Raw genomic sequence first — 15,810 nt, forward strand, 5'->3', positions numbered from 1 at the left:
GTTCTTATAGGTTCAATTTCAATAATAATTAATATTTTCAAAATTAGAACTTTCCAGTAAGTGGTAAAGAATAGTAGTTTTGAAAAAAAATCCATTTTATAAGCTACCTCATCGGTAGTTACTGAATTACTAATTTTAGTACACTATTAAAAGCCACAGCTTTTTCAATAGCTACTATCTAGTACCACTTTGCAACCATTTCTTTCATGAAAGTTAAACTCCCTTTTGCCAATTCTTCAGAATTATATTTAGAAGGTCTCCATAATGAGGTTGGTCCTACAAGTGCTTTGATTTCTGAGGAAAAGTTTTCTAGTACAAGCGGCCCTTGATAATTAATAACAGATAATGCTTTAAAGAAATCGTCCCAATGTACATTACCCTCACCCGTCATTCCTCGATCACTTTCAGTTATGTGTACATGTTTTAGCTTGTCACCAGCAGCGATAATGGGATCATAGAAATTTCGTTCTTCTATGTTCATGTGAAAAGTATCCAGATGCAAACCAATATTATCTGTATTTAAATTATCAATAAGTTCTAGGAGTTCGTGAGCTGCAGTAATTACATAACTTTCATATCGATTTATTGGCTCAACTGCTATGGTAATATTTTGTTTACTCGCATAGTTCCCAAGCTCTTCGAATACCTGCTTAATGATTAGTTTTTCATCGCTTGTACAGGGTTGGCCTGTAAAAGTTCCAATAGCAGAATGAAGCACTCCGCCCAGAAAATCCCCTTTCATCTCTCCCACTTTATCGATCGCTTGAGAGATGAGTGCAAGAGCTTTCTCAGGATAAAATGGAATGTGGCAATCTGCAGGAATATTTAGACTCAAACGCCCTTTAATTCCGAATTGATCTAATTGTTTCTGAGTATTTTTAGCATCAAAATCTAAATTATCTGGAAGACAAATTTCGAGCATATCAAAACCATATTGTGCTGTTTTCTCTATCGCATAACAACCACCCTCGGCGGTCCAGTTTGGAATAAATGATAGAATGCTCGTTCCATATATTGGCATGGGAATATAATTTAAATTGCAATTAAACTTTCTTTATTGAGAAAGACTCCTATAAAAGTGTCATTTTATTTTTCGAAAAAAAAAAATTAGTTACTCAGCTGTAATAGCTGATGTAATGAAATTTGATTTATGATCAATTACCAAAGATAGCGTATAAAATAATTATGAAAATAAAAATTTTAGAATTTTCGAGCTACTATTACCATAGAAATCTAACCTCAGCAGGCCATTGATTAATATCTGTATAGAATTCATTTCCTGTTTTAAAGGTGCTGTTTTCTATTTTCACATCTCCTTTTAACAAGCCCATATCTAGTTCTTTATTATTATCGAAAATGCAATTAATTATATAGGAATTAGAAACAGCTCGCCACATTGCACCCCACGTATTATTTACTATTTCACATCTGTTTAAAATTACATTTTGAGGAGCATATTTTGGGTTTTCTGTATATATGTATTTATCATAATAGTTTTCACATGGAAACCAAAGTGCTACTTTTCCACATTCAGAAAATTTGTATTTATGAAAGAATAAATAGCCCGCCTCTTCATGGTCTGCTTGAATACCATTGCCTAAACATTGCTTGATCGTGCATCGCTGTGCCAGTACATACTCACATGAGGTATATTTGTTTCCCTTTCCCAGTACCGGAAAAGACATATCGCAATCTGACTGCAGTATAAATTTATTGTATAAAAAGTAAACATTATGAAATAAACTTCCTCCCGAACCGTTGAATTGGAAATTGCATTTATCCATAATTATGTTGTTGGTTCTCTTCATATGCACTCCTTGATAAGACCAATCGGTGACATCCATATTTTGTAGCAGCACTCGCGTATGTCTAGCTTCATTTTTACCTCTAATTAAAATTCCGTTAACTTTGCCAGATCTTGTCCCTTTTAAGGTTAAATCTTTAATAACAACATCTGTTAATTGTGGCGAGTCTTCAGCATTAATTCCAGCGCCATCAAGAGTTTTACCCTGCAATAAAATAGTTTCCTTTTTACCTTCGCCTATCAATGTCACATTACTTTTCAAAGTAATTGAAGTGTTTAGAATATGAGTTCCTTTTTTTAAAAATACAACTCCTCCACCCGCTTTATTTACAGCGTCGACGGCAGCCTGAATTGATTCTCCAACTTTTACTGTAATAACTTTGTCTAAATATTGCTTGGGATATAGTACTTGCTGAAAATCATTGTTCCATTTTGATGTCATGATTGTCTTTACTTCTTCTTCTACTATAACTTTATTGTAAGCAAACGAACCTTTTTGAGCAAAAGTGGAAACAGCAATTAAAAAGAGAATAGGAATATAACGAAGTTGATTGAAGTTGAACATATTAATAGTAGTTTTATGGGATAAAATTAGAGAGCCATAATCTTTACAATTTTATAGCTTTTAGGAAGATTTCAGTATTATTTATACTTTTTTGAATATCAATTATAAGCCAAATAGTACAATAATTGTAGAACATATATTAAATTATAAAGCGACTGGCCATTCTACTTGAATTATAGAATGACAAATCGCTATTATTTTAAATGTAAAAATAAATTTCTAGCCTATTTAAATACTAGAGTTTCATTATTTTTCGTGTTATTTTATTTGATTTATCTTGTAATGTTAATATGTATACGCCGGTACTCAACTCTGATAAGTTTAAACGTACCTCAGCCGAGTTAGCTGTTGACTGCATAACTTGTTGACCACTCATAGTATTGATTGTAATAGCAGTACTTTCTGGATCTAAATTAGCGGAACTTAAAAATATTACAAGTTCGTTCTGTACAGGGTTAGGATAAATCGTTACTGGAATAGTAGCTGAATCCACTTTTAAAGTAGTCTTAGAATACTCTACAACAAGCTCAGGTGAATACGATCCAAATTCTTTTGAATAAAAATCAATTCCATATACACTAACGCTTTTAGGGTCGTTGACCACCATAGTAACCAACTTATCATTTGCATATTCTTGTGCTACGTATGAGGAAACATCCCATTCGTTCCAAGTGGATTTGTTTGTGATGATACTCGCTCGCTCATTATCATAAGCCGGTTTATTATTCCAGTTTAATGTCGATTCAGACCAGCTATCATCAGCTACATCATATACATTACGTATTTCTGCATTTGACGTCCTTTGGTATAATCTTAATTTCGCCGAAACAATTTCGCCAGGAATTGCGCTTAAATCAAATTTGTAATACGCATATCTACTTGTTGCTGCTGCTTTGGTAACAAGCGAAGTTGCTGTACCATAATTTGATCCAGTAGACCCTCCGTGCACATAAGAATCTGCAACGGCACTCAAAGTTTCACTGCCGGTAATCGCCGCAACTACATTTAATTCCTGAGAAACTGCTGGAGCAGCATTAAAATTCATATCTCCTATTTGATTTGCTGTAATGGTAGTTTGTCCTACACCTACAAGATGAATTTTACCATCAACAATTGTTGCCACATCTGTATTTGAACTTGTGTAACTTACACTTAACTCAGAACTTGCTTTTGCACTAGGATCATAATCTACTGCTCCTACTACCTTATTAGGAAGAGTAAAAAATTTTATACTTTGATCTTGCTTTACAATACCTGACTTAGCAAGTGTAAAATTATCTAATTTAAAAGCTTGTGAAACGCCGCCAAAAGATATTTTTAAACTTTGAACTCCTTTGTTTAAAACAACATCTGTAGAGATCGTATATTCTTTCCAGTCAGTATTTCCTGTAGAATTGGGTGCGCCAAAAGGAATATCAAGAGCTGTGGTAACGTCTTCTCCACCTGCACTAAATTTAATAGTACTTCCCGCTTGAGATGCTGCGTAGCGAAGCTTAATACTATATACAGCCGTTTCAGGAACTGAAACAGTATAGGTGAGCCATTCTCCTGATTCGATAGAAGTAAGATTATTTCCTCCTCCTACTATTGCTTCTATATCTACGCCATCCATCATACGATAAGCGCCGCCTGTATTGGTTGCATTCAGATCATGGTAAACTCGTCCCTCACCATTTTTCATCGAATCATAATCAAAATTTTCAGCTTCCACAGTTCCTGGTAAGACATTCATTGCGTAGGCAGGCAAGCCATTTGATTCGAAACCATTTATAGGATCTCCAAAACAACCGTCTGGTCTTCGAAACGTAAGGCCTCCCCATCCTATTGCATCATTTGACCAACCCCCTTTTTCATAACCGCTTAATTCTATTGACTTGTCACGAGCTCTTTTTGTCCACAGTGCTTCTGACTCCGTTTTAAATCCTCTGCCAATATAATGAGCCGTTACTAGTTCCCAATTTGGACGATTAGCTGTAAAATTTCCTCTTCCATCAGGACTCATTGATTTTGAATACCATCTACCAGTTCTATCAAAACCTTGTATAAAATCGGCAGGTTCCCATGCTGTTGTTTGATCGGGATAAGTTGCTACAGCAGATACATTGTATTTTAAATTGAATTCTAAACCTGTTAACAATCGATCATTGGCATGAGTATATAAATCATCACCTTGGTTCCATGCCATTTCAGCCATTGAACCTAATAATCCTAGACCGAAGTGTACATGATCTTGATCTCTAGAAGATTCTTGACATTGTCCATTGGGATAAATATAATTGGTCATTAATTCGTTAAATCCATAATCTTCTATAGAACTACCTTTACTTATACTGTAAGTATCTGCATGATCTGTAGAAGCGGTTATTGCTACACTCGTATTTGGACCAGAAGGATAAGGTAAATCATCTGAACGATGTGGTAATCCTTTAATATAGTTAAGAGCTCGGTCGTACATAATCTCATTATCCAAGAAGACGCCCATTGCCATCACAGTACGCCAACCAGATAAGCCTTGGTTACCGTGACGCCCTGCGTCTCCTTGATACGATTTCCAATAAAAAGTAGCATCTCCAGTAGGTGCAACTGTAGTCGAATAGCCAGGATAAACAAGCATTGCCTTAAAACGATCAACATCTGAAGCATTCCAACCAGAATAAGTATTTTTAATTATTTCGGCCGCTTCGATCATTATGTATCCTACACCTCCACTTAATGATTCTGTACCTCCACTCGTTACTGATGTAAGATTAGACCAAGCATTAAAAATTTCAATAGCCTTATCAGCATGACGAGTATCACCGGTAATTGTCCATCGAACTGCATTGTAATAAGCTGCTCTTATATCGCTATTCCAAGCGCCGTAATTGACACCAGAATCCCTCCCTAATTCGGTCATGCTCAAATCTCCCTGCACAACATAATTGTAACTAGACTTGGTATCGTCTACCATATTCTGGTAAGAAGTGCTATACGGTTCTACTTGTGCTTCGACCATATACTTCATTCGTTCTAAGTCTGACTTTTTATGAGATATGCCCGGATGGACAAATTGAGCTTGCGCGGTGCATGCAACTGCAAGCATGGCAACAAGTAATCCAGACGATTTAGTAGTAAAAATAGAGGAAATACCTCTTGTTAAAGTACTGTTTTTTTTCATTTCTTATAGGTTTGGTTAGTAATAATTTAGTTATACCCCTTTTTTGCTTATTTATATTAGTTACCTAATAATCAACAAATTAAAAAGAAGTAATTTTTTATTTAAATTGTAATATTACAAATACAGAATAAAATCAAGTATAAATTATTGTCCTTATGCCATAACTTATAAGTCATTTGGGCAGATATACACTTTTTATTTAAATTTTAATAAATAACAGTGAGAATAAATTAAAAGTGGAATCTATTTGTCAGTATTTGAAATTGAATATTTTTTGTAGATTGTTGAAAATGAACCGTAAAGTAGGTTCGAATAACTTTAATAATTTCTACTATTTACTAAGTTAAGAGCAATAAAAAAGGCTTCGATCTATATCGAAGCCTAATCTTATCTTTTATTCAGTACTATTAATTCAACTTCATCCAAGTTAATTGTTCCCAATTGTCTTTTACAAAAGGTTGCTGTGGTCCTTTGGTCGAGCGACCATTTTTTATTACAGCTGTAATCTTTTCTTTTAATCTATTCACTACTTCAGGATATTCAAAATAAAGATTTTTTACTTCACCTGGATCTTTGTCTAAATCGTACAATTCATATAATGCCTCCCCTTGTCTAGGGACAATCATCGTTGGCTCCAAAGATCCTCCAGATCCTCTTAGCATATTTAATTTCCATTTTCCTTCTCTTATAGCAAAATGCCCTGTAAAAGAGTGATTTACCATTATTTTATCTTCGATTTTAGTTTTTGGATCTTTCATCATCGAATACAAGCTATAACTATCTTCAGCAGCAGTATCTGGTAATTTGACTCCTACAATTTCAGCAATGGTTGCTAAATAATCTGTTTGACACACAGGTTCGTTTACTACAGTTCCTGCTTTAATCACTTTAGGCCAACGCATTAGAAATGGCACTCGATGTCCCCCTTCATAAATATCGCGTTTACCTCCTTTAAAATTCATGGAGCTGTAATGATCATAAGTTTTCTTCTGGTATTCGTAATTGGTCTCTGCACCATTATCTGATGTAAATAGTACCAGTGTATTTTCTTCTAATCCATTTGCTTTTAGCGCATCTAGAACTTGCCCTAAACGATAATCAGTTTCTTGCATAAAATCTCCATAATTACCGCAATCACTCTTACCTTGAAAATCTGGATGCGTACAATGTGGCAAGTGAGGGCTTGTAAGCGGCAAGTATAAAAAGAAAGGTTCTACTTTTTTTGAAGCTGCACCAATATATTCTACTGCCCTATTTGTGAGTGTTTCTAATACTAGCTCATCATTAAATGACGGCGCCACCTCAACATAGCCTTTTTGCTTTTCTGTTTCATAAGGAGGTGTCATTCTGTAGGTACGTGGCGTTACATCCAATTTCTTTTTGGTAAATAATGTAGGTGGCTCCAAGACACGGTCGTTTTCTAAATAAGTTAAAATTCCGTAGTTCATAGATGCCGGAATTCCAAAGAAATAATCAAAACCTTTTTCTATTGGTCCGTCAGTAAATGGTTTTGACCAATCGCGACCGCCTGTTTTGACATCTCCAACAAACTCCATTTGCAAGTGCCATTTGCCTATCATTGCTGTAGCATATCCTTTGTCTTTTAACATAGATGCAATAGTCATTCTGTCTTTTTCAATTAGACAAGGACCATCGGCATGTAATACATTTTCTTTTAATAGTGTTCTCCAGCTATATCTCCCTGTTAATAGTCCATATCTGGAAGGTGTACAAACGGCATCGCTACTGTGACCGTCCATGAAAGACATTCCTTCATTAACCAACCGATCCATATTTGGGGTTTTAAATTTAGCATTTGGATTAAGTGCACTCACATCACCAATACCTTGGTCATCTGTATAAATTATAACAATATTTGGATTTGATTTTTTATTTTGTGCTGATATCGAAAGATTACAACAAGTAAATAACGCAACCGTTATCGCACTAAATTTCATTTTTTTTATATTCATAATCTTTCTATTAATTATTGTGTTTTTAATTAAATTTTAAATTCGCTTAACCTTCATAGCAGTTGATTGAATCAAATCTATTGTTTCTATCTAAAATTATTCTTTACACTAGTGATAGAATAATTTTTTCGACGAATGCTGGTAAATAAGGTTTGAACATTCCTTCATTTCTATTTATACAGATTTAAGAAATTGCAGTATCGCTTTCTTGAACATTTTATAAGTTATCGAAAATTATTTTTGCTACCCTATCTCCCTGCTTTGTATACCCTATTTCGTTATAATGTACATTTCCTGGACCTTGCGTCCATTCATTAAAATGGGGCTTAGAAAATGAATACAAATCGTTAATTGTGATATCTGGATGATTCACCAGAATATCCATTGCCGCCTTATTGTACTTAATGCTATCACCTTCAAACCTACCCTTTTCATTTGCAGGTACAGGAGTCGTTGTGGCAAATATAAGTTTTGCCTTTGGAAATTTAGTTTTCAAGAATTTACAAATTTCATCCAAGTTAGTTTTATAGTCAGTAATAGAAGAAACTTGTACACCCTCTTTCTTATTAAGATTTTTTCCTTTCAGATACTTTAAATCATGTAAGCCTACATTAAAATGAATTATATCCCACTTGAAATCCCAACCTTTAACCAAATTTGGCTGAAACATAGTTTCTTCCATTTTAAGCATATTAGAAATAAAATCTCGACTCGAACCCCCATTAGTATGTAGACGGAATACAGATGCATTGTCCTTTAATCGCTCTCTAACTTCGGGGGTGTACGCTATAGAAATAGAATCGCCATATAGTAGCACATTCAGCTTTGTATCTACGGGATGAACATAGTTAAAAGCATCATTCTTGTAAACCACTGGACTGTTCCCGCATAATTTTGTCCATGCGGCATTGCAAATTTCCTCATCGCAAGGTGTTTCTATTTTGTTTGCAAACAAATTAGGTACTATAGCACAACTCGCTATACTAAGACCTAACATTTGGATAAATTCTTTACGTTTCATATACTCTATTATTATGATCAACTGTTATTTTTGGTTCTTTGGCCACACTTTGATTTTATTCTTTCCTATTTTTAAATTATCCAAAGGTCCGACAACAGGTGCAGCTGTTGTTCTTTTGATACCAAAATAGTCTTCATTTATTGTAATAGGAGAACCATCATTATTCTCAAATGGTGCTTCTGATTGAAAAGAAAAACCTAATAATACTGTTGTCACCTCTTGAGTTTTTACTTTATCGAAACTCTCATCAACAGTGACATTTAAATAATAATCATCGTTTTCTTGAATCAAACTTATCTCTGGTTGCAAAGTTCTATTTTCGATAAAATTAGTTTCTATTTTAGAGGGTAATGCTTTGTTTAAATATAGATTTGCATCTATAAAAACAGGAAATTTTTGTTTGTTATAGGCATCCATTCCTCCAGGTGATTTCCATTTATAAGTCGCTGATGGGAAAATGTCATATCCATTAAGACCATAAAATTGTTCTTTTTCTAAAGTCTCATTGTTGGCAGCAAAAATATTGTTGTAAAATCGGTCATCACCCATGATGATAGTCATCATACCCAATACTTCTGTAGAATGAGGAAAGTGGTAATGCGTAAATCGATTGGCAGCCGCACGCATTTGTACAATTCCTGCTATCAAATTATTGGTAAAAGCGGTTCCTTGAGATGCATTTAATATACCTCTTTCTGATAATAAAATATTATTATCAATTATCATTGGCCCATGATTTACCTCTATAAATATGTCTTGGTCCTCGTTGTTGTTCAAAAGGTTGCCTTTGATACGCGCACCTTGTGCTTGCCAATCTAACCAAATTCCTCTATGATTATCATGAATAAAATTGTCTTTGATGATCACGTCAACAGCAGCATGAAGTTTTATACCTGCTATTTCCCATCCTTCATATTGCTTTTTTACATTGATATTGTAAATATGATTGTTCGATATTTCGCTAAATACGCAACCTAGATGTCCGATAATACCTCCTTGCTCACAATCCTTAATTGTATTGTTTCTAATGATATGTGAACCTACCGTTTCCTTAGACCAACCCAATTGCAAAGCTTTAAAAACTACTTCGCGCTCTCGTTGTGTTCCATGTTTCTTTTTGTCATGACTCCATAAGTTTTGTCCAGATGCTCTTTCTTTTCCAATTACGATTCCAGAGCATTTTGAGTCAGCTATTAGATTATTTTCAATAATCCAGCCTTTGCTCCAATTTGGCCCTATTAATCCTTCTTGTTCTGCTGTAGGAGGCGCCCACTGTGTAGCGGCATGACACATTTTAAATCCACGAACCGTGATGTAATCGATACCAGTTTTCTTAGGGAAAAACACGGTTGGTCGTACATTGATTTCAACCAACTCCTCATTTGGATTTTTACCTCTAAAATTGGCATAGATAGTGGTAGTCTCCTGATTACCTTCACAATACCATTTGTACTTTGATCCCTCGGTGTCTTTGGCTCTCTCTAGTGCCGTTTCTTCAAAAACTTTCGATAATGCATCAATCTCATAAAGTGCTTTTCCGTTTACATAGACTTCACCCAAATGATGGTCTCTACCGTAGGTTTTAGTAATCCAATCACCGAATAAAATTTCTTGATACGGATTAAAATCTCCAAAAAGAGTGTTATCAATAACTACCTTCCAAACAGTTCCTTTATGTTTTTTCCAGGTATTAATTACCTCTGATCCTTTAATCCATACCTCTTCATTTTCTGCAGCTTGATACACTACTCGATTATTATTATTCATGCCAGCAAAAGATGGATTTACCCATTCGCGATAGACACCTTTGTGCACCGTTATAACGTCTCCAGCTTGTGCCGTTTTGGCGGCTTTAGAAATCGTTTTAAATGGTGTTTCTTTCGAACCATTATTAAAATCATTACCTGTCTTAGCAACGTGAAGTTCATTTGCATGCAATAGGAAAGATGATACAAGACATAAGATTGCAACCAGAGATATTGTTTTTTTCATATTTTTTTAAAATTCTAATTCTAATTTTGATGGAGGAAAAATCAAACTTTGATGTGCTACAAAATCAATTTTTAACTACCTTTTTTGTAATAACTTCCGACCCATTGGTGACTTTTAAAAGGTAGATTCCTCTTTGTAAATTCGACAAATCAAGCGTTATATCATGCTCGTTTTTAGTACTTATTTCACGAACCTTCTCCCCTTTTAGGGTGTATAATTGCACTTCGGTAACTGTACTTTGAAGTTTTGATTTCAAAAGTGAGATAATTAATTTGTTGGTAGCTGGATTAGGATATATACCGATTTTATTGTCGAAGTTACTGTCGTTTTTTGATAATAACTGAGATTCAAAACTAAACCAGTTTACATTAAAAATAGAACCAGATCTTGCACTTTTAAAAACAAAATAAATATCATGAACTCCTTCTACTTGATTTTGAATAGTTATAGAATCGGTACCCCAATTTTGCCAACCTCCTCTATTTGTCACTGGAAGAGTTGCTATTACAGTACCATTTAAATTATCTAACCGAACTTCGATAGACCCTCCATCATATTTACTGGCTGTTCTAGCACTTATTGACTGCTTAGCCGTTAGGTCGATATTATTAAATTTTACCCAATCACTATTGGTTATAAAACTAAGATTTAATCCTCCTTCAGAACTCGTTTCTGTTTCTACTCCAAACATTTCATCGTAGCACTGCCCTACCATCATTTCAGCAGTTTTTGGGCATTCAATAGTGGGACTACTATTTTCGCAATTGTCGTTTACAGTTACTGTGTTATTAGTACCATTATCAGTAACAAACCCTCCACCGCAGCTAATAATTTTATTACCACTCGCTGTGGATTCTAAAATAATTGCATATTCAGTTTCATTTATAATTGTGGAATTGCTTCCTGTTACTACAATTGAACGTGTCTCATTTGTATCTAAAGGCCCATCCGCGCGATGAAATGTAATTTTATGATTATTACCTTGCACATTTGCTATATTATGAGAACCTACCGCATTAGGAGAGGGCAATATTGTCAATTCAATATCTTGATTTGAACGACTTAAACGAAAATCATTTAATGGTGCAAAAGAGAAGTTCCCGCTCGAACCTGTAACAGTGCCGCCGTTGGGCATATTAAAATTAGTTTCTCCGCAATCTATTGCTGTACTGTAGCTAACAGTAGCACTCGTTGCTAAATAAAGACGAATTCCGCCTCGCATTTGTTTAACTGTACAATTCTCAACGACCACAGATCCCGAACCGGTATAAGAACGAATACCATCTTCTGATAATGGGTACATTACATTATAAGGAATTGGATATGATTCCTTGAATGGAAGTGTTCTAAAATCAGATCCTGAAGGAAATGTATAATTCGTTAAATAAGGTAGGTCGTAAGTTTCTGTATCATCGTACATTTCATCACTGAGGCGCATGCGCCCTTCTATGTAGCAATTCTTAATCAAAGTTTCTGTAGCATTACTTTGCATGAAAATACCATGTCCAAAAGCATAATGATACATAGTAATTCCGTCTAATGTGTTTCCTACTCCACCTCCATCTATTCCAGTTACAAGAATTCCACAACGCTTATTGAGGCCAAAAGTATTAGTGGAACCAATACCATATTGACTTCCGTATCCGTAAGGAAAAGAACCTTTGACAATCATTTCAAGACCTGAAACCACATTACTATTTCCCGTAATAGACATTACAGGATCTCCTCTAAGTCCGTATGCCAAATTGCTTCGATCATGGTTGTAGGCACTAAAATCAGTAACAACTTCTAGACCACTTTGATAATAATCCTCGATTGCGCCATTTATAACTTGATTATTATTCCCTGAAATAATAAAATAAACTTCACGAATCGAGCCAACTAAAGATTTAATACGAACACCGGTCAAGTTTATTGTATTATTTGAGCCTGCACAATTAATAACTCTTGATGTGGTAGGTAAATCTTCCAAGTGATATATTCCAGCAGTCAAAGTTATTTGTTGATTACTATTTAAAACTGCCGTACGAAAATCGGATAAATTATTAACAACTATTTGTGCTTTTAAATTAGTAAACATTCCAATAGTTACTATGCAACTAAAAAGTAATAATGTTGTTCTTTTCATTTCAATAGTTTATTTGGTTAGATAAAAGGATGTGATTTAAGCGATTGTTATCACTCACTTTGTTTTACCAAATTTATTACTACATAAAATAAATTCGTTTAACTTATAGTTCATTTATAATAAACCATGAACTATTTTATTGACATATTAGTTCGTATTAGATAAGGAAATTAAGCTCTTAATTAATATTTAAAACCAACATCATTACTTTTATAAATTATTTGTGGCTCTCTTAATTTTAAACTTTTCAATTGGGTAATAGATTACAGCTTTATCAATCACCCTACTAACCAATGAGAAGCCGTAGTTACTATCTGTATCATCCGATACATTAGACTAATTTGCATTTTTCAGTCCGTTTCTAAACTAAAAATATAAACCTTACTTTTTACTAATTTGATTGCCTTTCCCTTTGTCATATACCTCACCATCAGTTGCAATTTTACAAAAGCTTGACATAGAATTGAGTTCGACTGGCATACCGGTTGAGTTATTTAAAACAATACCAGAAGTAGGAGCTGATCCCAATGGCGAGAATCCATTATTGGCTGTTGGAGCGGTCGTACCTATTTTGATAGGAAGTATTTTTCCTTTGCTCAGATCACCTTCTTTTTTAATTGTTATTTTGTGGTTGTTTCCCGCAATACAAGCAAGTGCATGAACTGTAGTTTTAGAATCATTTGAAGTTAAAGTTAAGTCTACATCTGCAGCATCTCCCTTTGTTACATATAGTAAGGGACCATTTACCAAGTCACCTCGACTATTTTCTACTTTTACTCCAGTAATATTATAACCTACTTCACACCCTATAGTTTCACAATTCTTGATTAGTACATCATCAGCAACGCGTCCAAAAGCGAAACCTATTCGTGTATTTTTAGCCTTGCAGTTTATTGCGGTGACTGCTCCTGTTTTTCTCTCGTCTACTCCTCCACCTCCGTACATGCGGAAACCACATTCGTTTAAAGATTTTGTATATCCTGGCGTGATCACTTTTTTTCCTTTATAATTTTTATAAACAGCTGCAAAACCTACATCATAAGCCAATCCAGAAGTTTCAGCAAGCATTTCGTCAGTAGTTCTCATTACACCTTCAGCGTAACAATTTTCGAAATAAACATTTCTGCCCCCTTGTATGAAAAAAAGATGACCATAGGATTTAGAATAGATAGCGCAATCAATGATTGTATCATTGGTTCCTTCTATACACATTCCGCTATGTTTTTGTAAAGGAGCCAAATTTGAATCCCCTTTTCCAAGTAAATCTCCGTAGCCATAGGGAGAAGATCCGCTAACATTTAATGTTACCTTTTCTATTTTGGCGTTATCTCCCGCGAGAGTAAAACTATGTCCTCCTTTGGCAGTAGGATGAGTTCCTAGGTCGGTAACTGTCAATCCTTTGATATGAACATTTTTACCAGACAAATATAATTCACTCACTCGTGCTTTAAATACTGCTAGTAATTTTGTATCAACCTCTATAGTAACTCCTGTAAGATCAAAAACATTATCACTGCCGCTGAAGTGAATCATTGCATACCTACCTATTTTATCTGGGACAGTTTGTTTTATAACATCAGTAGTTAAGTAGTCTTTCATGGAGTAAATTCCAGGTTGCATGATAATCGTATTACCATTTTTCGAAGCGTATTTAACTAGCTCTTTCAGGGAGCTTATTCTTATTTCTGCTGCAGTTATTACATTAGATATAAGAATTATTACAAGTAGTGAAAATAGGTGTCTGTTCATCTTTTTTTATTATATATTTATTTGTCACCTTACTTAAGAAATAGTTCAAACGATCTACTGCAATCGTATTTGAATGTTTTTTCCTTTATTTTCTAAAACCTCTCCATTGGTTTCAATGAAACTGTTTTCTGCCATTTTTCCAATCGTTATTGGCATTTTAGTTTTATTTGTCAGGTGGAGACCTATCACTTTTTCTTCACTGTAAGGTGACATAGATTCACCATGTAATGGCGGCGTATACCCTAGCAGGATTGGTAATTTTTGCTTTCTACTAATACCAGCTTCTGCTTGCAGCAAAACTTTATTATTCTCTCCAAAAACTGTTATTAAGGAGTGAACAATTCTGTCCGATTCAGTTGGTACAAGTGTTAAATCGACATCGACATTATTTCCTTCGACAAAGAGCAATGGACCATAATTTGCATCTCCCTTACTATTGACAATTACGGTATTATCTCCAATCCAATAGGCGCGCTCTGTTCCTATGGTTGTACAGTTTTCTAGACGTGCACTATTAAAGCGCAATTCAAATCCAGCGCGAGTATTTTTTGCTGTACAGTTATTAAATGAAATATTTTCACATTTTCCATAGGTGCGAAATCCGTCTTCACAAAGTGATTTCATATATCCAGGAGTTACTATATATTGATTATCTCTATTTTGGGTCCAAGTTTTAAACTTAACATCAAATGCTGGACCTGATTTTTCATTCAGTACAGCATCCGTAGATCGTACTTCTCCTTCTGCATAACAATCCTCAAAATATACATTTTTGGGATTTTGCTGAATAAAAAAGCAGTGACCAAAGGAACGGCTATAGACTTTGCATCTGTACAGTTTAGTATTGTTGCCGGTTACCAAAAGACCGCTGTGCTTTTGATGTTTAATTGTTGTTTCAGCTTGTTTCCCTTTTCCGAATAAATCTCCATAACCGTATGGAAATGAACCTTTCACATGTAGGACAACATCCTCAAGTACATTGCCTTCTCCTGCAACTTGTAGTACAGTACCTCCAGGAGATATCCCTTGTCCAATACATTTTATAGTAAGACCTAGAAAAGTATTACTTGACCCTGTAACTAAAAATTCATCAGAATGTATTGGTGGACTTAATAAAGTTCTAATCTCAGTATCCACTTCGATCTCGACCCCTTTTAAATTAAAAATGTTATTGCTTCCGCTAAAGGTGATGTATTGAAACTCTTTACGAACACGACGAGCGCTGATAGAATCCTTAATTAGATAATCTGTTAATCGATAAAAACCTGGCTCCATAATAATGGTGTTACCGCTATCTTTTGCATATTTTGCTAATTCCTTTATCAAGTTAATTTTTATTTCGGCAGCACTTACGATTGGGCTACAGAGTATGCTTAATAGTAAGACTCTAACAATTGATTTCATTTACAAATTATTTATTT

Annotated in this window: 9 protein-coding genes; all 9 read right to left on the reverse strand. The window is 34.6% G+C overall.

The window, feature by feature from the left end:
* Window positions 1-178: 178 nt before the first annotated feature.
* A complete protein-coding gene (locus LXH21_RS10155) occupies window positions 179-1,021 on the reverse strand; it encodes a sugar phosphate isomerase/epimerase family protein (RefSeq protein WP_239865422.1) in 843 nt (280 codons plus the stop codon).
* A 199-nt stretch (window positions 1,022-1,220) separates the two neighbouring features.
* Window positions 1,221-2,369, reverse strand: coding sequence for a right-handed parallel beta-helix repeat-containing protein (locus LXH21_RS10160; protein WP_239865424.1), 1,149 nt, complete (start codon window positions 2,367-2,369; stop codon window positions 1,221-1,223).
* A gap of 235 nt (window positions 2,370-2,604) precedes the next feature.
* A complete protein-coding gene (locus tag LXH21_RS10165; RefSeq protein ID WP_239865425.1) occupies window positions 2,605-5,526 on the reverse strand; it encodes a CBM96 family carbohydrate-binding protein in 2,922 nt (973 codons plus the stop codon).
* Window positions 5,527-5,933: 407 nt separating this feature from the next.
* Window positions 5,934-7,499 carry a sulfatase-like hydrolase/transferase gene (locus LXH21_RS10170; protein ID WP_239865426.1) on the reverse strand — a complete coding sequence of 522 codons (1,566 nt, stop codon included), beginning with the start codon at window positions 7,497-7,499 and terminating at the stop codon, window positions 5,934-5,936.
* 217 nt (window positions 7,500-7,716) lie between these two features.
* Window positions 7,717-8,520, reverse strand: coding sequence for an SGNH/GDSL hydrolase family protein (locus LXH21_RS10175; protein ID WP_239865427.1), 804 nt, complete (start codon window positions 8,518-8,520; stop codon window positions 7,717-7,719).
* Between the two features lie 24 nt (window positions 8,521-8,544).
* Window positions 8,545-10,512 carry a DUF1565 domain-containing protein gene (locus LXH21_RS10180; RefSeq protein ID WP_239865429.1) on the reverse strand — a complete coding sequence of 656 codons (1,968 nt, stop codon included), beginning with the start codon at window positions 10,510-10,512 and terminating at the stop codon, window positions 8,545-8,547.
* 64 nt (window positions 10,513-10,576) lie between these two features.
* Window positions 10,577-12,640 carry a carbohydrate-binding protein gene (locus LXH21_RS10185; protein ID WP_239865430.1) on the reverse strand — a complete coding sequence of 688 codons (2,064 nt, stop codon included), beginning with the start codon at window positions 12,638-12,640 and terminating at the stop codon, window positions 10,577-10,579.
* Between the two features lie 381 nt (window positions 12,641-13,021).
* Window positions 13,022-14,389: a hypothetical protein gene (locus tag LXH21_RS10190; RefSeq protein ID WP_239865431.1), complete on the reverse strand. Its 1,368-nt coding sequence runs from the start codon at window positions 14,387-14,389 to the stop codon at window positions 13,022-13,024.
* 54 nt (window positions 14,390-14,443) lie between these two features.
* The gene (locus LXH21_RS10195) at window positions 14,444-15,793 is read right to left on the reverse strand and encodes a hypothetical protein (RefSeq protein WP_239865432.1); all 1,350 of its coding nucleotides are present in this window, start codon (window positions 15,791-15,793) and stop codon (window positions 14,444-14,446) included.
* Between the last annotated feature and the right edge of the window lie 17 nt (window positions 15,794-15,810).

The sequence above is a fragment of the Flavobacterium algicola genome (assembly GCF_022399565.1).
Classification (GTDB): Bacteria; Bacteroidota; Bacteroidia; order Flavobacteriales; family Flavobacteriaceae; genus Flavobacterium; species Flavobacterium algicola.

Coding starts and splice junctions, on each gene's coding strand:
- LXH21_RS10155 (WP_239865422.1), bottom strand. CDS start 1,021: ATGCCAATATATGGAACGAGCATTCTATCATTTATTCCAAACTGGACC.
- LXH21_RS10160 (WP_239865424.1), bottom strand. CDS start 2,369: ATGTTCAACTTCAATCAACTTCGTTATATTCCTATTCTCTTTTTAATT.
- LXH21_RS10165 (WP_239865425.1), bottom strand. CDS start 5,526: ATGAAAAAAAACAGTACTTTAACAAGAGGTATTTCCTCTATTTTTACT.
- LXH21_RS10170 (WP_239865426.1), bottom strand. CDS start 7,499: ATGAATATAAAAAAAATGAAATTTAGTGCGATAACGGTTGCGTTATTT.
- LXH21_RS10175 (WP_239865427.1), bottom strand. CDS start 8,520: ATGAAACGTAAAGAATTTATCCAAATGTTAGGTCTTAGTATAGCGAGT.
- LXH21_RS10180 (WP_239865429.1), bottom strand. CDS start 10,512: ATGAAAAAAACAATATCTCTGGTTGCAATCTTATGTCTTGTATCATCT.
- LXH21_RS10185 (WP_239865430.1), bottom strand. CDS start 12,640: ATGAAAAGAACAACATTATTACTTTTTAGTTGCATAGTAACTATTGGA.
- LXH21_RS10190 (WP_239865431.1), bottom strand. CDS start 14,389: ATGAACAGACACCTATTTTCACTACTTGTAATAATTCTTATATCTAAT.
- LXH21_RS10195 (WP_239865432.1), bottom strand. CDS start 15,793: ATGAAATCAATTGTTAGAGTCTTACTATTAAGCATACTCTGTAGCCCA.